Origin of the sequence: Streptomyces sp. NPDC050619, from assembly GCF_040654815.1 — a bacterium.
In the GTDB taxonomy this organism is placed as follows: Bacteria; Actinomycetota; Actinomycetes; order Streptomycetales; family Streptomycetaceae; genus Streptomyces.
Genome location: NZ_JBFAIR010000029.1, coordinates 96,875 through 116,143, shown reverse-complemented (window position 1 = coordinate 116,143; position 19,269 = coordinate 96,875). Strand labels below are relative to the sequence as shown.

13 protein-coding genes are annotated in these 19,269 nt (G+C 70.2%); 5 read left to right on the top strand and 8 right to left on the bottom strand.

The features are described 5' to 3' along the window. Nucleotides 1-19: 19 nt before the first annotated feature. Genes AB0I77_RS37360 through AB0I77_RS37325 form a run of 8 tightly spaced genes read right to left on the bottom strand, consistent with a single transcriptional unit; the run spans nucleotide 20 to nucleotide 11,594 of the window. Nucleotides 20-868, bottom strand: a complete 849-nt coding sequence (locus AB0I77_RS37360) for a hypothetical protein (RefSeq protein WP_363287229.1) — start codon at nucleotides 866-868, stop codon at nucleotides 20-22. Between the two features lie 7 nt (nucleotides 869-875). After that, complete coding sequence (locus tag AB0I77_RS37355) at nucleotides 876-2,543, bottom strand: PHP domain-containing protein (RefSeq protein ID WP_363287228.1); 1,668 nt, start codon at nucleotides 2,541-2,543, stop codon at nucleotides 876-878. Nucleotides 2,544-2,565: 22 nt separating this feature from the next. After that, nucleotides 2,566-4,410 (bottom strand): LamG-like jellyroll fold domain-containing protein, encoded by a 1,845-nt coding sequence (locus AB0I77_RS37350; RefSeq protein ID WP_363287227.1) that lies wholly within the window; start codon nucleotides 4,408-4,410, stop codon nucleotides 2,566-2,568. A 53-nt stretch (nucleotides 4,411-4,463) separates the two neighbouring features. Continuing rightward, nucleotides 4,464-7,391 carry a glycoside hydrolase family 2 TIM barrel-domain containing protein gene (locus AB0I77_RS37345; protein ID WP_363287226.1) on the bottom strand — a complete coding sequence of 976 codons (2,928 nt, stop codon included), beginning with the start codon at nucleotides 7,389-7,391 and terminating at the stop codon, nucleotides 4,464-4,466. Continuing rightward, a complete protein-coding gene (locus AB0I77_RS37340) occupies nucleotides 7,391-8,254 on the bottom strand; it encodes a carbohydrate ABC transporter permease (protein WP_363287225.1) in 864 nt (287 codons plus the stop codon). Before AB0I77_RS37340 ends, AB0I77_RS37345 begins: the two co-directional genes overlap by 1 nt. A gap of 15 nt (nucleotides 8,255-8,269) precedes the next feature. Beyond that, nucleotides 8,270-9,232 (bottom strand): sugar ABC transporter permease, encoded by a 963-nt coding sequence (locus AB0I77_RS37335; RefSeq protein ID WP_363287224.1) that lies wholly within the window; start codon nucleotides 9,230-9,232, stop codon nucleotides 8,270-8,272. Beyond that, complete coding sequence (locus AB0I77_RS37330) at nucleotides 9,232-10,518, bottom strand: extracellular solute-binding protein (RefSeq protein WP_363287223.1); 1,287 nt, start codon at nucleotides 10,516-10,518, stop codon at nucleotides 9,232-9,234. The genes AB0I77_RS37335 and AB0I77_RS37330 overlap by 1 nt, the downstream gene beginning before the upstream one ends. 53 nt (nucleotides 10,519-10,571) lie before the next feature. Further along, nucleotides 10,572-11,594, bottom strand: coding sequence for a carbohydrate kinase family protein (locus AB0I77_RS37325; protein ID WP_363287222.1), 1,023 nt, complete (start codon nucleotides 11,592-11,594; stop codon nucleotides 10,572-10,574). A gap of 127 nt (nucleotides 11,595-11,721) precedes the next feature. Between AB0I77_RS37325 and AB0I77_RS37320 the strand changes: the two genes are divergently transcribed. From AB0I77_RS37320 to AB0I77_RS37300, 5 genes are all read left to right on the top strand, one after another. Beyond that, on the top strand, nucleotides 11,722-12,498 hold the full coding sequence (locus tag AB0I77_RS37320; protein ID WP_363287264.1) for a DeoR/GlpR family DNA-binding transcription regulator: 777 nt from the start codon (nucleotides 11,722-11,724) through the stop codon (nucleotides 12,496-12,498). After that, nucleotides 12,495-13,832 carry a 6-phospho-beta-glucosidase gene (locus tag AB0I77_RS37315; protein WP_363287221.1) on the top strand — a complete coding sequence of 446 codons (1,338 nt, stop codon included), beginning with the start codon at nucleotides 12,495-12,497 and terminating at the stop codon, nucleotides 13,830-13,832. The genes AB0I77_RS37320 and AB0I77_RS37315 overlap by 4 nt, the downstream gene beginning before the upstream one ends. Nucleotides 13,833-13,883: 51 nt before the next feature. Then, nucleotides 13,884-16,949, top strand: coding sequence for a glycoside hydrolase family 38 C-terminal domain-containing protein (locus AB0I77_RS37310; RefSeq protein ID WP_363287220.1), 3,066 nt, complete (start codon nucleotides 13,884-13,886; stop codon nucleotides 16,947-16,949). Between the two features lie 3 nt (nucleotides 16,950-16,952). Then, on the top strand, nucleotides 16,953-18,203 hold the full coding sequence (locus AB0I77_RS37305) for an alpha-L-fucosidase (RefSeq protein WP_363287219.1): 1,251 nt from the start codon (nucleotides 16,953-16,955) through the stop codon (nucleotides 18,201-18,203). Nucleotides 18,204-18,370: 167 nt separating this feature from the next. Continuing rightward, the gene (locus AB0I77_RS37300; protein ID WP_363287218.1) at nucleotides 18,371-19,261 is read left to right on the top strand and encodes a sulfotransferase; all 891 of its coding nucleotides are present in this window, start codon (nucleotides 18,371-18,373) and stop codon (nucleotides 19,259-19,261) included. Nucleotides 19,262-19,269 lie beyond the last annotated feature (8 nt).

Here is a 19,269-nt window from a genome sequence, read left to right as displayed (position 1 = left end):
CCTCCGGCCGATCAGTGAGTCAGTCCGTGACCTGCTGGTACGAGTGGACAGCCGTCGTCACCGCGCACACCCCCGGCGGGATCATCTGCGTGCGCAGGGTGCCGCTGCCGGTGTCGTAGTCGACGCCCTCCGCCTCGAAGGTGCCCGTGCACACGCTGCGCTGCGGCAGCGCGAACAGGCTGGTGACCTTGCCGGTGACCGGCTGCCCGTCCAACCGGTGCGGGAGGTCGACCTGGAGCAGCGGCCTGATCTGGGGGAAGAGCGAGCCCGTCGCGTCGTTCGAGACGCACAACAGCCGGGTGCCGGTGACGAAGTCGCAGCCCTGGATGTCGCGCACCGGCTTGTCGAGCGTGATCTGCGAGGCCTCCTTCAGGTCGCCGCCCGTCGGGGGAGTGGACGGGTTGAGCAGGGGAGCGGGGAAGACCTGGAGTCTGTTCTGCTCTCCCCACTCCCCTGACACCAGCCACTGCCCGTCGGGCGAGACGGTGGCGAAGGAGTTGTTCACCTTCTCGCCCGGGCTCAGCTGATGGACGTACTCGTAGCGCTTCCCGGCCGGGGTGGTGACCGCGAACATCTTGGACGTGGCCGTGTCGGCGCCCTGATAGGCGTCGAAGACGTGGCCACGCGCGATGTCCGGGTCACCGATGTGGTTCCAGCCCTTGACGCGCAGGTCAAGCGGGATGGAGGCCAGCCCGCGGTACAGCAGTGAGCCGTCCGCGCGGCCGGCGAGGCCCTGGCCGCCGCCGAGGGTGTCGGTGTAGGCGGTGCCGGTCTGCGCCCAGTGCGGGGCACCGGCGGCCGACGCCGTGCCCGCACCGAGCGTGACGGCACTTAATAAGCAGGCGAGGGTGAGCAGTTGGCGCTTCATCAGGCTCTCAGGCTCCTGCCACGTCGACGAAGATAGGGTTGGAATAGAACCATGTATCGGCCCACGGGTCACCGTCGCCGGGCACGTGGGGGATCGGTCCTTGCGGGTCGATGGAGGCGCCCAGATAGCCCGTGCCGAGGCGGTTGCCGTCGCTGCCGCGCAGGCGGACGTAGAAGGACTCGTCGCCGGCGGTCACCGGGATACTCAGGGTGTACGTCCCCTTGCGGCCGGACACGTCCGTCGTCCGGACGACCTTGGTGTCGGGCGCCTGCCAGGTGTCCCGGTCGGCCACCGGGCCGCGCACCGCGCCCCGGATCACGTCCACATGCGCCAACTCGGGGAGGATTCCCTGGGAGTTGGGTCGCGAGGCGGTGGTCACGGTGACCTCAAGGGCGAGCTTGTCGCCCTTGCGGACGCGCAGCCGGTTGCCGAGCGTGACGCCCGGGCCGAAGTCGCGCTCACGCTTCAGCCGTACGTCGAGACCGTCCAGCAGATGCCCGTGGTCGAGCCAGACCCGGCCCGCGCGCAGGCCGGCCATCACCGCGCGGTAGCCGTAGCGGGTCACGCCCACGTGGGTGCGGCTGAACTGGCCGGGCCAGAAGTCGCCGCCCGGCTGCTCGGTGTCGGTGTTCACCGGGTCGGGGATGTGCCCGGTGTTGTCGAAGTTCTGCCCCGGGGCCCAGTCGCCGTTCTTCCAGGTGTCGAAGACGACCCGGTGCACATCGGAGTTGGTGGTGATCGTGAAGAGCTTGCCCTCGGCGAGCATCGCGTCCCACATGCCGCCGACCGTCGCCGTCATCCAGTCGAAGCCGCCGTACAGGACGTACGCGTTCTCCGGATAGCCGGGCCAGGAGTTCGCGGACGGCTTGTTGGTGTACTCGCCGCGCTGCTGGCCCGAGCCGACCCAGCCCGGGATGCCGCCGCCCTGCGCACCGGGCGCGCCCTCCATGCCGATCATGATCTCGGGGGCCGCGTCCCGCCAGCCCCGCATCTCGTGCGGGGAGTCGATGCCCAGGCGGGACGGGTGGTTGGCGAAGACCAGCACGTCGTCGACGTATCCGGTGCGGCGCTGTTCGGCGAGCCACTGGATGGCCTTGACGGCGTGCGCCTCGTTGCGGGGCGTGTCGGGGTCGGTGGGACCGCCCGCCGTGAAGCCGAGCAGCTTGCCGTCGTAGGCCAGCTCGAACTGGGTGAGCAGGTCGACCTCGTGCCGGCCCGGCGCCGCGAAGATCGTGCAGTGCTCGGCGCCCGGGATGTACCACTCCAGGCCCTGGAAGATCAGCTGGCGCGGGTTCTGGGCGCGCGCCTTGAGGATCTCCTCGTGCTCCATCTGTGCGCCGTACTTGGCGTGCCCGAAGTTGGAGTGCTCGTTGAACACCATCCAGTCGAGGCCGTACTTGGCGGCCCCCTGGGCGATCTGGTCGAACGTGTACTTCGCGTCGTGGCTGTAGACGGAGTGGACGTGGTGGTCGCCCACGAGGTAGGCGAGGCGGGGGTCGTTGCCGCCGTAGCGCTGCTCCGAAGCAGCCGCGGGGACGGCCGTCGAACCGAGCGCGAAGGCGGCGCCGAACAGGCCCGCGCGGCGCATGAGCTGGCGTCTGGAGACGCCCTGCGGATCGAGATCCGAGGCGGAGACGGACGGGTCGGCCCAGACGGGAAGCTGCTGCTCGTTCATGGTTGCTCCTTCGGAAAGAGGGTCAGTGGGTCATGAACGACGTGACGGGCAGCGCCCGTTCGACGATCCGGACGTCGCCGAGCCGGCCGTACATGATCTGGTCGATCTTGCCGCCGTACTCGTAGCCGCCCAGCAGCCACGGCAGCCCGACCGAGGTGAGTCCCACGGAGCGCGCGGTGGGGTTGCGGGCGACGGGGCAGCCCTGGACGTACATCGTGGTGTGGGAGCCGTCGTTGACGACGGCGACGTGCCACCACACCTCCCGCGCCGTCTCGTCGCCCCAGTTCGTGGCGATGCCCTCCTGGTTGAGCGGGCGCACCGCCCACTGCGGGCCGGGGCCGCCGGACAGGGAGAGCGTGGCCAGCGGCTCGTCCGGGTCGTCGGCGGTCTTGCCCGCGGCGCCGCCCGTGCCGGTGCGGCTGACGAGTCCGCCCCACGCGTTGTGGGATTCGTCCCAGTCGGCGGGGAGGCGGTAGAAGGCCTCGACGGTGTAACCGGCCTTGAACGTAGCCGAGTTGAGGGGCGCGCCGTCGATCGTGCGCAGGTAGGCGCCCTTCAGCGGGGACTTGAAGCCGTGGAACTCCAGGCTGCCGTGGCCCGGCTGGTCCGGATGATGGTCGGAGGACCAGTTCAGGGTGGAGCCGCCCAAGGTCACCAGGGTGAGGTCGTTGCCGCGCCCGGACAGGTCACGGACCGTGCCGGTCACGGCGGCTCCGTCGTCGTGCCCGTCGAAGCGCCAGTAGGCCACCGTGCCGGGGAGCAGGATCTTCGACGCGGGGCGTGCCGCGCGCGCGGCCACCGGGGCGAACCCGGCGAAGCGGTCCGTGAAGTCGATGTCGACGGAGAACCGGTCGGCGTCGCCGCTGAGTTCGATCTCCTGGCGCTCCAGCTCGTTGAGCCCCTTCGCCGCCCGGCCCAGGATCCACGGGGAGACCGTCTCCACGTCGATGACGTTCCGGTCCAGGTCGAAGTGGTAGAGGCGGATCATCGCCGCGCCGCCGTAGTAGCGGTTCTGGTAGTTCGTCAGGTGCAGGTGGACGTCGTTCCCGGCGGCGTTCTCGCGCGTTGCCCGGCCGGCGGGCCAGTCGTGCCCGTTGAGGGTGAGGAAGATCTGGTCGTGGTCCGCGATCAGCTGGTCCCACAGCTCCTGCCCGTGCTCCGAGAGGCTGTCGTCCGCGACGACCAGCTCGTGCGTCGTGAGGATCACCGGAGTCTTCGGGTGCTGGGCGATGACCTGCTTGGCCCAGGCGTACCCCTTCGCCGACAGCCGCCAGTCCAGCGCGAGCACCATCCACTCCCGGCCGGCCGCCTTGAAGAGGTGGAAGCTGTTGTAGCCGTCCGGGGAGGCGCCGCCGAACGTCGGCTTGCCCTGGAACCGCTGCGGCCCGAAGGCGTTCAGGTACGGCGTCGGGCCCCGCTGGTCGTCGGTCGACGACTTCACGTCGTGGTTGCCGGCCAGGACGCTGTAGCCGACGCCGCGCCGGTCCAGCAGCCCGAACGCCTCGCTGATCGCGGTGACTTCGGCCTGGGCGCCGTTCTCCGTGAGGTCGCCGAGGTGGGACAGGAAGACGATGTTCTTGTCCTCGCCGTGCTCCAGGAGGTAGCGAAGGGACGCCTCGAACGGTGCCTTGTTGATGCTGGGCCCGTCGAAGAGGTACTGCGTGTCGGGCATGACGGCGAGGGTGAAGCGACGGCTGTCCGGGTCCGGCCGCCAGCTCGCCGAAGAGACCGCGGCTTCGGCGGTGGCCGGCAGCGCGAGACCGGCGGTGGCGGCGGCGCCCAGCAGCGCCGTCGCCCGCAGGAACCCGCGTCTTCCGGCACCGGCCTGCGCGGCCTCGCCCTGATCGTGCTCATGCGAAACGCACACGTGTGCTCCGTAACACTGCGTAGAGGTGACAGAGGAGGGGCGTGGGGGGTGGATCAGAGGGCGCGCAGGGTCCAGTTCCAGCGATGGACGCCCGGTGCGACGAGATAGGACGGTGAGGTGTCGGGTCCGCACGAGGCGGTGCCCAGGCCGCGGTGGGCGGCGTCCAGGTGCACCACGCAGCCGGCCCGCGGGACGAGCTCGTCGTGGTGGGTCACGGCGGTCAGGTCCCCGGCGCGGTAGCGGGTCACGGAGATCTGGCGCGGCTCGTCCAGCGCCACGGTCAGCCCGGTGGCGTCGGGTGCCGACAGCGTGAAGTGCCGTACGCCGTGCCGCCCGCCGCTCTCCTGCGGCCGCAGGTAGGGCGTGAACAGCTCGTCCACGGGTACGGAGTGATGGCCGACGGGCGCGCCGAAGCCGCGGTCCGGATACGACTCCCAGGGGCCCTGTCCGTACCACTCCATCAGGTCCAGACCCGCGACCGTCTCGAACGCGGAGCCGACCCGCGCCACATCGGTGAGCGTGTCCGGCAGTTCGGCCGACTCCTCGACGTGGATGCCGCCCTCGACCGGGGTGAGCACCTGCGTGTGGCGGACGACGCCCGCCTCCGACGCGTACTCGGCGTCCACGGTCACGCGGCCGTCCGCGTGGCGTACGTCGACGACCTTGCGCACCAGCGCGTCCAGGCCCCAGGTCCGCCAGCGCGGCGCCATCCCGCCCAGCTCGTCGTTGTCGGTGGGCGCCCGCCACAGCGAGAGCGTGGGGGCGGACGTGAGGAGGGGGTGGACCAGCAGGCCGTCGGCGTCGACCTCGACCTCGACGGAACGGTTCTTCACCGGCGCGGGAACCTGATGGGCCGCCGCCGCCCGCATCCGCACCTGCGGCAGACACACCACCGTGCCGCGCGGAGCCCACGGCTCGTCCTCGGCTGTCGTCACCCGCAGGGTCAGCCATGCCTCGCCGCCGTCGTCGGGCAGCTCGAAGGGCAGCGGCACCGCCGCCGTCTCACCCGGCCGCAGGTCGGGCAGCTGAGCCGGGGCGGTCAGTGTGCCGCCGTCGGCCAGGGCCAGCCGCCACTCGGCGGCCAGCCAGTCCAGGCCGCGGAAGTGCTGGTGGTTGCCGATGACGATGCCCTCGTGGCGGAAGCACTCCAGGCGCACCGGCGCCGCGATCTCCCGGTGCTCGTACAGGGCGGGCTTGGGCGTGCGGTCGGGAAACACCACGCCGTCCGCGATGAACGCGCCGTCGTGGATCGTCTCGCCGAAGTCGCCGCCGTACGCCCAGCGGTGGCCGGGCGCGGCGACACCGTTGTCAAAGAGTCCGGCGCCCCCTCGCCCGACTGGTCTGCCGTCGTTCACACGCTGAAGGATGCCGTGGTCCCAGAACTCCCAGATGAAGCCGCCCTGAAGACCTGGGGTGGACTCGATGGCCGCCCAGTGGTCCGCGAGCGTGCCGTTGCTGTTGCCCATCGCGTGGGAGTACTCGCACTGGATGAGCGGCTTGGTCTGGCGGCCGGACAGCGCGTGCGCGACGCAGTCCTCGATCGCCGCGTACATGGGGCAGGCGATGTCGGAGGCGAGCTGCGGGTCCGCCCAGTCGAGTTTGGCGGCGCCCTCGTACTGGATCGGCCGGGTCGGATCGTGCCGGCGCACCCAGCCGGCCGCCGCGTCGTGGTTCGCGCCGTAGTCGGACTCGTTGCCCAGTGACCAGATGATGACCGAGGGGTGGTTCTTGTCCCGCAGCACCATCCGTGAGACCCGGTCCACGAAGGCGTTCAGATAGCGCGGGTCGTCGGCGATCTCGTGGGCGTGGTCGTGGGACTCGAGGTCCGCCTCGTCGACGACGTAGAAGCCGAGCTCGTCGGCCAGGTCGTACAGCGCCGGGTCGTTCGGATAGTGCGCGGTGCGGATCGCGTTGAAGCCGAAACGCTTCAGCAGGACCAGGTCCGCGCGCATGTCGTCGTACGACACCGTCCGCCCGGTCAGCGGATGGAAGTCGTGCCGGTTGACGCCCCGGATGAACACCCGCTCGCCGTTGACCAGCAGGTCCCGGCCGACGATCTCGACGTCGCGGAAGCCGACGCGGTGGCGGGAGGTGTCGACGACGGTGCCGTCGGCGCGGTGCAGCCGGACGGTCAGGCCGTACAGCTCGGGCGTCTCGGCGTTCCAGGTGCGCACCTCGGGGACGGTGGTGCGCAGCCGTGCCTCGCCGAGGAAGTCGGAGACGCGCTCGTCCTCGGCGCCCGCCCGGTCGAACTCCGTGTCCTGCGTGAGGAGCTGACCGTCCAGCTCGCCGCTGACGTACCACCCCTCGGGCAGCGCACCGCCCGCGTCCCGCACCTGACAGTCGACCCGCAGCTCCCCGAACCGCCCGGCCCGCACGGTGACGTCCGCGAGCCGCAGCGGGTCCGTGGCGTACAGCAGCACCGAGCGCGTGATGCCGCCGTGCCACCACTGGTCCTGGTCCTCGATGTGCGAGGCGTCCGACCACTTCACCACGGTCAGCCGTACGGTGGCCCGCTCGCCGGGGCGTACCAGCTCGGTCAGGTCGAACTCGGCGGCCAGGTGGGAGTCCTTGGAGACGCCGACGGGCCGCCCGTCCACGTGCACCAGCAGCACGCTCTCGGCGGCACCGACCTGGAGCACGATCCGGCGCCCGGCCCACTCGGCGGGCACGTCCACCGCACGCTCGTAGACGCCCGTCGGGTTGGCGGCGGGCGACTGTGGAGGGAATTCCGCATACGGCATACGGACGTTCGTGTACTGCGGGAGGTCGTCGGTGCCCTGCATCGTCCAGACGCCGGGGACGTACGACGAGGACCACCGGTCCGTGCGGGGCGCGTCCGGCGCGGACAGCAGCTGGAAGCGCCAGTCGCCGTCGAGGGAGACGGCGCCCAGGCGGCGGTCGACCGCGTTCATCGGCAGCCGCCCCCAGGAGGTCACCTCCGGTGTCTCCCAGGGGCGCAGTACCAGCAAGGGGTCCATCAGCGGATGGCCCCCTTGCCGAGGTCGCCGATGATCTGCTTGGCGCCGATCGCGAAGACGATCAGCAGCGGGATCAGGGCGAGCAGCGCGCCGGTCATCACCATGCCGTAGTCGGTGGTGCCGTGGACGCCGTTGAGCTGGGACAGCGCGACCTGGAGGGTGACGTTGTCCGGGTTGGTCAGGGCGATCAGGGGCCAGGCGTAGTCGTTCCACTGGGCCATGAAGGTGAAGATGCCGAGGAAGGCGAGGCCCGGGCGGACCACGGGGAGCGCCACGTGCCAGTACTGGCGCAGGAAGTTCGCCCCGTCGATCTTCGAGGCGTCCAGCAGTTCGTCGTGGATCGCGCTCTGCATGTACTGGCGCATCCAGAAGATGCCGAACGCGTTGGCCGCGGCCGGCACGATCAGCGCCGTCATCGAGCCGATCCAGCCGATCTTCGCCATGATCACGAACTGCGGGATGATCGCCATCTGCGTCGGCACCATGAAGATCGCCATCAGCAGGACGAACAGCGCCTTGCGGCCCGGGAACTCGAACTTGGCGAAGACGAACGCGGCCAGCGAGTCGAAGAGCAGGACCAGGAAGGTCACCGCACACGCCACCAGCAGCGAGTTGAACATCGAGCCGAAGAAGTCGATGTTGTCGAAGAGACTGCGCACATTCTCCAGGAAGTGCGAGCCGGGCAGCAGCTTCGGCGGGTAGGAGAAGATCTCGGTCGACGTGTGCGTCGACATGATGATGGCCCAGTAGAACGGGAAGGCCGACAGCAGCAGCCCGATGACGAGGACCGCGTGCAACGCGATGCCCCGGCGCCGGACTCCCTGGATGCCCTTGGAGCTTTTGGTGTCCTGGACGGATGCCATGGTGTGCCGGCCTCCCTAGTCTTCGTCCCGGCGCTGCACCAGGCGCCAGTTGATGATCGAGAAGATGACGACGACGAGGAAGATGCCCCACGCCACGGCGGCGCCGTAGCCGAAGTCGTTGTTGTCGAAGGTCTGCTGGAAGAAGTAGAGGACCATCGTCCGGCCCGCGTGGTCCGGACCGCCGGAGAACGTCGAGTCGTTCGAGGTGTTCTGGAGCAGCACCTGCGCTTCGGTGAAACTTTGCAGGCCGGTGACCGTGGAGACCACGAGCACGAACAGCAGGGTCGGCCGCAGCAGCGGCAGGGTGATCCGGAAGAACGTCTGCACGGGCCCGGCGCCGTCCATGCGCGCCGCCTCGTACAGCTCGCCCGGGATGGTCTGGAGTCCCGCGAGGAAGATGATCGCGTTGTAGCCGACCCACTGCCAGGTCATCAGCGTCGCGATGGCGACCTTGATGCCCCACGGTGTGTTCAGCCAGGCCACCTGGTCCAGGCCGACGGCCCGCAACAGGGCGTTCACCAGGCCGAAGTTGGTGGAGAACACCGAGCCGAAGACGATCGCGATCGCCACCACCGAGGTGACGTTCGGCAGGAAGTAGGCGAAGCGGTAGACGTTCTTGAACCGGACCGCCGCGTTGAGCATCACGGCCGTGACCATCGCCAGGAAGATCATGGGGAAGGTGGCCAGCGCCCAGATGATGATCGTGTTGCCGATCGAGCTCCAGAAGTCGCTGTCGCTCACCAGGTACTGGTACTGCGACAGCCCCGCCCACTCCATGGAGCCGAGGCCGTCCCAGCGGTGGAAGGAGAGGTAGAGCGAGAAGCCGACGGGGATCAGCCCGAAGGCGAGGAACAGCAGATAGAACGGGGAGATCGCGGCATACAGGTGCCAGTACTTGCGCCACCCCTTCTTGGGCCGCACGGCGGGCGGGTCCGCCAGGAGCACGGGGGGCTTCTCCAGGGTGGGGACGGTGGCCATCAGTAGCTCACCCCCAGGTGCTGCGCGATCCGCCGGCACTTGCTCATGGCGTCACTCCAGGCCTTCTTCGGGTCCTTGCCGAGGACGCCGACGTTCTTGATCTCGTCCTTGATGGGCTGCCCGAGCGCCACGTCGAACGGGCTGTTGTAGGAGACGACGATCTTCTCCGCGGCGGGCCCGAAGACGTCCGTCGTCACCTGGCCGCCGAAGAACGGGTCGGGTTCGCGCAGTTGCTTCAGGCCGTACGAGGCCGGGGTGGAGGGGAAGAGACCCGCGTCGACATAACCCGAGGCCTGGTTGGCCGCGTTGAGCATCCACGCGATGATCTCGAAGGCCCGCTCGGGCTCCCGGCACGCCTTGGTGATCGACAGGAAGGAGCCGCCGTTGTTGGCGGGCCGCACCGGCATGTCGGCGATCCGCCACTTGCCCTTGGTCTTCGGGTTGCCGTTCTTGATGTCGTACGTCGCCCAGGAGGCGCCGAGCTGGCTGGGCAGCTTGCCGGAGTCGACCGCCGAGATCTGGTCCGGGGTGCCGGTGACCAGGTTGGAGACGATCCGGCGCCGCTTGGCCTCCACGGCCAGCGCCCAGGCGCCCCGCACGTGCTCCTGGTCGCCGATGAAGTTGCGGTCCTTGTCGACGTAGCGCTTGCTGCCCTGCTGCACCACGTTCTCGAAGACGCTGTTGACGTCCGTCAGCAGGGAGGTTCCCGGAATGCGCTGTCTGAGCTGCTCGCCCGCCGCGAAGAACTTCTCCCAGGTGTTCAGCTCCCGGGACACGTCGGCGGGCTCGTACGGCAGCCCCGCCTTGCGGAAGACCTCGAACTGGTAGAAGTGCGCGACCGGACCGCAGTCGATCGGGAAGCCGATCATCGTGCCGTCGTCGGCGATGCCCTGCTGCCACTTCCACGGCAGGTACTGGCTCTTGTACTTGTCCGCGCCGAGCGTCCGCAGGTCCACGAACTGGTCCGCGTTGGGCAGGTAGGACGCCATGTCCTCGCCCTTGAGGCCCGCGATGTCGGGCACGTGGGCGTTTCCGGCCATCGTGGTGATCAACTTGGAGCGGTAGTAGCCGCCGATCTTGACGGCCTTGAGGTCGACCGTGCTGTCGTAACGGGCCTTGGCCTTGTCGATGACTGTGTCGCCGAGGCCGCCGTCCCAGTACCACAGGACCATGTTCCGGCCGGTCGACCCGGTCGGAACGGCGCAGCCGGTCGCCAGACCGCCGAGCGCCGTGGCCGCCGTACCGGCCAGGCCGGCGCGCAGCAGGCCTCTTCGTGAGAGCCGCACAGCTCCCACCGCCTTTCGGATGTGTGCGTGTGCGAGGGGGGATGATCGAGGGGTCAGTGGGGGGTGCTGTTCGGGGGTGTGACGGGTGCGTACCGGACGGGCGGGCCCGGGTCCGCCGGAATGCGGTCGCCGAGGAAGCCGTAGGCCCGCCGCAGGTCGGGGTCGGTGACCGAGCGCCACCACCGGTCGACGCCGTACCAGCCGGGGGCGGCCAGCGCCCCGCTGTGGTGCCGGACCGACAGGCCCGCGGCCAGCACCGCGAACCGGAGGCGCTCCGCCAGCGGCCAGCCGCCCAGCGAGGCCGCGACGAAGCTCGCGCCGAAGACGTCGCCGGCGCCCGTCGCGTCCAGGACGTCGACGGCCAGGGCGGGTACGTCGGCGTACTCGCCGGTGGTCTGGTCGACGGCGACCGCGCCGTCGCCGCCGCGCGTCACCACGGCGACCGGCACCAGCTCGGAGAGCGTGCCGAGCGCCGCGACCGCGCTGTCCGTGCGGGTGTAGGCCATCGCCTCGGTCTCGTTCGGGAGGAAGGCGTGGCACACGGAGAGCTGGTCGAGGAGGTCCGTGGACCACCGCTCGGTGGGGTCCCAGCCGACGTCGGCGTAGATCTGCGTGCCGTTCGCGGCCGCCTTCGCGAGCCAGGCCCGCGGTTCGGGCTCGAGGTGCACGAGGGCCGTGCGCGCCTCGGGCGGGTCGCCCATCAGCGCGTCCTGCGAGTACGGCGGTTCCTGGCCGTGGGTGACGAGGGCGCGGTCGTGCCCGTGCGCGAGCGAGACGGTGACCGGGGTGTGCCAGCCGTCCGCCGTGCGGGAGAGCGAGAGGTCGACGCCCTCCTGGCCGGCGAGGACGGCACGGCAGTACGCGCCGTAGAAGTCGTCGCCGAGGACCGTGGCCAGGGATGTTTTCAAGCCGAGGCGGGAGGCGGCCACCGCGAGGTTGGCGATGCCGCCCGGACCGCAGCCCATGCCGTCCGTCCAGATCTCCTCGCCCGCCGTCGGCGGCCTTCCCAGGCCGGTGAGGACGAGGTCGTAGAAGAGCAGCCCGGTCAGCACCACGTCGGGCCGGTCGTCGCCCACGTGTATGTCCTCTCGTCAAAAGTCTTCATTTCCGTGACCGGAATCGTGCGCTGCCCCGGGAGATTTGGCAAGAGTTGAGCAGAAGCAAGCATGGAAATGATCGGCAATGACGAGTACTGTTCACGTCGTGCTGGCAGAACGACGACACCAACTCATCCTGCGGGCCCTGCGCTCGGGTGGCCCCGCGGCTGTGACCGACCTCTCCGAGCAGCTGGGTGTGAGCCCCGCCACCGTTCGACGTGACCTCGTCAAGCTGGAGGAGGACGGGCTGCTCACGCGCGTACACGGAGGAGCGGTCGCGGAGGAGGGCGACCAGCCCTTCGCCGAGGTCGCCGAGGTCCGCGTGAGCGAGAAGGACGCGATAGCCGCGCGGGCCGCCGCCCTGGTCCAGGACGGCGATTCGGTGCTGCTCGACATCGGCACCACCGCCTACCGCCTGGCCCGGCAGCTGCACGGCCGCCGGCTCACGGTGATCACCAGCAACCTGGTGGTCTACGAGGAACTGGCCGACGACGAGGGCATCGAGCTGGTGCTGCTCGGCGGCATGGTCCGCCGCGAGTACCGCTCCCTGGTCGGCTTCCTCACCGAGGACAATCTGCGCCAGCTGCACGCCGACTGGCTCTTCCTCGGCACCAGTGGAGTGCGCCCGGGCGGGCAGGTGATGGACACGACCGTCGTCGAGGTGCCGGTCAAGCGGGCCATGATCAAGGCCGGCGACAAGGTCGTCCTGCTCGCGGACTCGGCCAAGTTCCCGGGTACGGGAATGGCGCAGGTCTGCGGTCCCGAGGACCTGGACGTGGTGGTGACGAACGCGCCGGTGAACGCGGCGACGCGGTCCTCCTTCCAGGAGGTGGGCGTCGACGTGATCGTGGCAGGCGAAACCGGAGAGGCTGGTACAGCGTGAAGCTGACGATTCTGGGCGGCGGCGGATTCCGTGTGCCGCTCGTGTACGGGGCGCTCCTCGGCGACCATGCCGAGGGCCGCGTCACCCAGGTCGTGCTGCACGACCTGGACGACAGTCGGCTGTATGCGGTCGCCCGGGTACTGGCCGAACAGTCGGCCGGCGTGCCCGACGCGCCCGAGGTCACCGCCACCACCGACCTCGACGAGGCACTGCGCGGCGCAGACTTCGTGTTCTCCGCGATCCGCGTCGGCGGCCTGGAAGGGCGCGCCAACGACGAGCGGGTGGCGCTCGCGGAGGGGGTGCTCGGCCAGGAGACGGTCGGCGCGGGCGGCGTCGCCTACGGTCTGCGGACCGTCCCCGTCGCCGTCGACATCGCCCAGCGGGTGGCCCGCCTGGCTCCCGACGCCTGGGTCATCAACTTCACCAACCCGGCCGGCCTGGTCACCGAGGCCATGTCCCGCCACCTCGGCGACCGGGTCATCGGCATCTGCGACTCGCCGGTCGGTCTCGGCCGCCGTATCGCCCGCGTGCTCGGCGCGAACCCGCGCGAGGCCTGGATCGACTACGTCGGCCTCAACCACCTCGGCTGGGTGCGCGGCCTGCGCGTGGCCGGCCGCGACGAGCTCCCGCGGCTGCTCGCCGACCCGGACCTGCTCGGCTCCTTCGAGGAGGGTAAGCTCTTCGGCGTCGACTGGCTCCAGTCCCTCGGCGCGATCCCGAACGAATACCTGCACTACTACTACTTCAACCGCGAAACCGTCCGCGCCTACCAGCAGGCCGACAAGACCCGCGGCGCCTTCCTGCACGACCAGCAGGCACGGTTCTACGAGGAGGTGAAGCGCCCGGACGCCTCGGCGCTGACCGCCTGGGACCGCACCCGCGCCGAGCGCGAGGCGACCTACATGTCCGAGAACAGGGAGACGGCGGGCGCCGGCGAACGCGACGCCGACGACCTGTCCGGCGGCTACGAGAAGGTCGCTCTCGCCCTGATGCGGGCCATCGCCCGCGACGAGCGCACGACCCTGATCCTCAACGTCCGCAACCAGAGCACCCTCTCGGTGCTCGACACGGAGGCCGTCATCGAGGTCCCGTGCGTCGTGGACGCCCACGGCGCGCACCCGGTCACCGTGGCGCCCCTGCCCGACCACGCCACCGGACTGGTCTGCGCGGTCAAGGCGGTCGAGCGCGAGGTGCTGGCCGCCGCCGAGTCCGGCTCCCGTACGACGGCCGTGAAGGCCTTCGCGCTGCACCCGCTGGTCGACTCCGTGAACGTGGCCCGCAGACTGGTCGAGGGCTACACCTCGGTCCATCCTGGCCTGACATACCTCAAGTAAGCGCGGTCGGTAAGCGCTTTCCCCCTGGCTTCCCGGTTTCTGGAGATCCTCATGCACGACGAACGCCGCCGGATCGAGGAGCGCGTCCAGCGCGTCCACACCCAGCGCATCAAGCCCGCCATCTACGCGGCCACCGTTCCCTTCGAGGTCGAGGCCTGGCAGGCGCCGGGGGAGCCGGTTCCCTTCGAGGAGGCCGCGGCCGCCCCGTACGAGCCCTTCGCGATGGACACCCCGTGGGGTCCGCCCTGGGGCACCACCTGGTTCCGCATGCGCGGACAGGTGCCCGCCGAGTGGGCGGGCCGGCGCGTCGAGGCGGTCATCGACCTCGGCTTCATCGGCGACTGGCCCGGCAATCAGGCCGAGGCCCTCGTCCACCTCGTGGACGGGACGCCGCTGAAGGCGGTCAACCCGCTCAACCAGTACGTGCCGATCGCCAACCCGGCGACGGGCGGCGAGGAGATCGACTATCTGGTCGAGGCGGCCTCGAACCCCGACATCCTGGCCAACAACTTCTCGGCCCCGACCCCCATGGGCGACATCCTGACCGCGGGCGACAAGCCGATCTACGTCTTCCAGCGCGCCGACCTCGCCGTCCTCGACGAGAACGTCTGGCACCTCGACCTGGACCTGGAGGTGCTGACCGAACTCATGGTCCACCTCGCCGAGCACGACCCGCGCCGCCACGAGATCATGCACGCCCTGGACCGGGCGATGGACACCGTGGACCTCGACGACGTCGCCGGCAGCGCCGCGGCCGTCCGCGAGGTGCTCGCCCCCGTCCTGGCCCGGCCCGCCCATGCCAGCGCCCACACCGTCTCCGGCGTCGGCCACGCGCACATCGACTCCGCCTGGCTGTGGCCGATCCGCGAGACCAAGCGCAAGACCTCGCGGACCTTCTCGAACGTCACGTCCCTGGCCGACGAGTACGAGGACTTCATCTTCGCCTGCTCGCAGGCCCAGCAGTACGAGTGGGTGCGCGACCACTACCCGAAGGTCTGGGCGCGCATCCAGGAGTCGGTGAAGAAGGGCCAGTGGGCGCCGGTCGGCGGCATGTGGGTCGAGGCCGACGGCAACCTGCCCGGCGGCGAGGCGATGGCCCGCCAGCTCATCCACGGCAAGCGGTTCTTCATCGAGCACTTCGGCGTCGAGACCAAGGGCGTGTGGCTGCCGGACTCCTTCGGCTACACCGCCGCCTACCCGCAGCTCGCCAAGCTCGCCGGCAACGAATGGTTCCTCACCCAGAAGATCTCCTGGAACCAGACGAACAAGTTCCCCCACCACACCTTCTGGTGGGAGGGCATCGACGGCACCCGCATCTTCACCCACTTCCCGCCGGTCGACACCTACAACGCCCGCTTCAGCGGCGAGGAGATGGACCGCGCCGTACGCAACTACCGCGAGAAGGGCGGCGGCACGCGGTCCCTCGCCCCCTTCGGCTGGGGCGACGGCGGCGGCGGCCCCACCCGCGAGATCATGGAACGGGCGCGCCGGCTCGCCGACCTGGAGGGCTCGCCCAAGGTCGTCGTCGAGCACCCCGACACCTTCTTCGCCCAGGCCCGCGCGGAGTACCCGGACGCGCCCGTCTGGAACGGCGAGCTCTACCTGGAGCTGCACCGCGCCACCTACACCTCCCAGGCCCGCACCAAGCAGGGCAACCGGCGCAGCGAACACCTGCTGCGCGAAGCCGAGCTGTGGGCGACGACGGCCGCGCTGCACGCGCCGGCCTACGCGTACCCGTACGAGAAGCTCGACCGCCTCTGGAAGACGGTCCTGCTGCACCAGTTCCACGACATCCTGCCGGGCTCCTCGATCGCCTGGGTGCACCGCGAGGCCGAGGCCGAATACGCCCGCGTCGCCCAGGAGCTGGAGACGCTGACCTCCGAGGCGGTCGCCGCGCTGGGCGCCGGCGGAACCCGGGTGTTCAACACCAGCCCCCGCGACCGCGCCGAGGTGATCCGTACGGCCGACGGCGCACCCGCGTACGTGGAGGTGCCCGCGAGCGGCAGCGCGCCCCTCACCGACGCCCAGCCCCCGCAGCCGGTGCGGGCCGAGGGACGGATCCTCGACAACGGGCTGGTCCGGGTGGAGGTGGCGGACGACGGCACACTGTCGTCCGTATTCGATCTACGGGCGAACCGCGAAGTCCTCGCGGACAAGGGCAACCTGCTGCGTCTGCACACCGACCTCCCGAACTACTGGGACGCCTGGGACATCGACAAGCACTACAAGAACCGCTACACGGACCTCCTGGCCCCCGACTCCGTCGAGGTCGTCTCGCAGGACCCGCTGCTCGGCGCGATCCGCGTCACGCGCTCCTTCGGCAAGGGTTCGACGATCACGCAGACCATCACCCTCCGCGCGGGCAGTCCCCGCGTCGACTTCGAGACCGACATCGACTGGCACGAGGCCGAGAAGATCCTCAAGGCCGGCTTCCCGGTGGACGTCCGGGCCGCGCACTCCTCCGCGGAGATCCAGTTCGGCCACGTCCAGCGCCCCACCCACACCAACACCACCTGGGAAGCGGCCCGCTTCGAGGTCTCCGGCCACCGCTGGGTGCACATCGCCGAGCCCGGCTACGGCGTCGCGGTCCTCAACGACTCGACGTACGGCCACGATGTCACCCGCACGGTCCGCGAGGACGGCGGTACGACCACCACGGTCGCCCTCAGCCTGGTGCGCGCCCCGCGCATCCCGGACCCCGAGGCCGACCAGGGCAAGCACCGCTTCACCTACGCGCTGCTGCCCGGCGCGAGCATCGAGGACGCCGTCGCCGAGGGCTACGCGCTCAACCTCCCGCTGCGCGTCACGGACGCGGCCGGCGCCCCCGAACCGGTGGTCTCCGTGGACGGCGACGGCGTCACCGTCGAGGCGGTCAAGCTCGCCGACGACGAGTCGGGCGATGTGGTCGTGCGGTTGTACGAGTCCCGCGGCGGTCGCGCGCAGGGCGTGCTGCGCACCGGATTCCCGCTCGCCGGCGCTCAGGTCACCGACCTGCTGGAGCGGCCCCTGGCGGACGCGGGCACGGACGCGGCCGTCGACGCCGACGGCGCTGTCGCTCTCTCCCTGCGCCCCTTCCAGGTCCTGACACTGCGTCTGCGACGCGCCGAGGTGAGCTGACCCATGCCCATGCAACCCTGGTTCACCGACGCCAAGTTGGGGATCTTCGTCCACTGGGGGATCTACGCCGTCGACGGCGTCCAGGAATCCTGGTCGTTCTACGACGACATCGTGCCGCACGACCAGTACATGTCCCAGCTGGAGCGCTTCACCGGCGCCAAGTACGACCCGCAGGCGTGGGCGAAGCTCTTCGCCCGCGCCGGCGCCAAGTACGCCGTCCTGACCAGCCGCCACCACGACGGCGTCGCCCTGTGGGACACCGCCTACGGTGACCTCAACCTGGGCCGCGACTACCTCTCCGGCTACGCCGAGGCCCTGCGCGAGGAGGGCCTCAAGGTCGGCCTGTACTACTCCCACTCCGACTGGAACCACCCCGACTACGCCTCCACGCGCAAGCCGGGCCGCCCGCCGGAGCAGGAGGACAACCGCTACTCCGAGGTCGCGGCCGAGTTCGAGGACCTCGACGCCTGGGAGCGGTTCATCGCCTACCGCGACGGCCAGATCCGCGAACTGGCCTCCCGCTACCGGCCCGACGTGATGTGGTTCGACGGCGAGTGGGACCGCAGCGAGGAGCAGTGGCGCATCCCGGAACTGGCCGCGCTCATCCGCTCGTACTCGCCCGACGTCATCTTCAACGCGCGCATGCTCAGCGAGGGCGACTACGCCACCCCCGAACAGGGCGCCCCCATCGAACCGCCCGACGGTCCCTGGGAGTTGTGCCTGACCATCAACGACTCGTGGGGCTACCAGCACCACGACCACAACCACAAGTCGCTCACCCAGCTCGTCCGCTACTTCACCGAGACCATCGGCGGGGGCGGCAACCTGCTCCTCGACGTCGGCCCGATGGAGGACGGCACCATCCCCGAGCCGCAGGTCGAGCGCCTCGAAGGCCTCGGGGACTGGATCGCCCGGCACTCCGACGCCGTCTACGGGACACTGCGCGGGCTGCCGGCCGGGCACCACTACGGGCCCAGCACCCTCTCCGCCGACCGCCGCACGCTCTACCTCACCCTGTTCGACATCCCCCGCGCCGAGATCGGCGTCCGCGGGCTCGTCACGCCGGTGCGCAAGGTCAGCGTCCTCGGCACCGGTACCGAACTCGCCCACCGGGTCGTCGGCGGACTGCACGAGGCCGTCGGCGTGCTGTGGATCGACCCGCCCGCCGCGGCCGACCTCGACCCGCACGCCACGGTGCTCGCGGTGGAACTGGAAGGGGAGTTGGAGCTGTACCGCGGATCGGGCCGCTTCTGAGGCGTCCTCTCCAGGGTGTTCCCATGAAGAATTAAGAAAGCGGTAAATCGCCTGGTCACGGGCGGAATTCGAGGTTCCGTGACCATGGCGATTCGCCTCCGCGACACCTGATGTTCGCTTGCCGCCTCTGGGATGCGGGGAGTAAGGCGCAAGAGAAAGGTGTCACGGTGCGAGACCCGCGTATGTCCGCGATCGGCAAGGGACTGAAGCGTCGGGGGAGGCTGATGAAGGAGGCGGTGAGCCCACCGCGCCGGAACCTGGACGCCCTCCCCGCCCCCCGGCCCCGGCCCGCCTCCGAGCAGTACCCCGTCCCGAGCGCCCCGCGCCTGGTGGCGGCGCCGGTCTTCGTGCTGTCCTGCGTGCGCTCCGGGTCGACCCTGCTGCGGGTGCTGCTGAACAGCCACAGCCGCATCCGGGCCCCGCACGAGATGCATCTGCGCACTCTCCACGTCGAGTTGACCCGCGACTTCACCGCGGAGGCCATGAAGGCGCTCGAACTGAACAAGGAGGAGCTGGAACACGTCCTGTGGGACCGGGTGCTGCACCTGGAACTCACCCGCAGCGGCAAGGACGTCATCGTCGACAAGACCCCGGCCAACACCCTCATCTGGCCCCGGCTGCGCCGATGTTGGCCCGACGCCCGCTATGTCGTCCTGCTGCGCCACCCGGGCGCGGTCATCGCGTCGCTGACCGACCGCCGTACGGATCCCGACCACGAGGCCATCCGCGCCGAAGTCCTCGACTACAGCGAGAAGCTGGAGGAGGCGCGGCAGAGCCTCGACGCTCATGTGGTCACGTACGAAGAGCTCACCGCCGAGCCGGAGCGGGCGACCCGTGGCCTGTGCGAGTACCTCGGTGTCCCGTGGGAGAGCGCCATGCTCGACTACGGCAGCAAGGACCACGGCGCCTTCCGCCCGCAGCTCGGCGACTGGAGCAGCACCATCAAGTCGGGCCGCATCCGGCCCGCCCGCCAGGCCGACCCCACGGCCGAACTCCCGCCGCGCCTGGCTGAGTTGGCGAAAGCGTGGGGGTACCCGGTGCAGGCGCCCCCACGCTGACGGCGAAC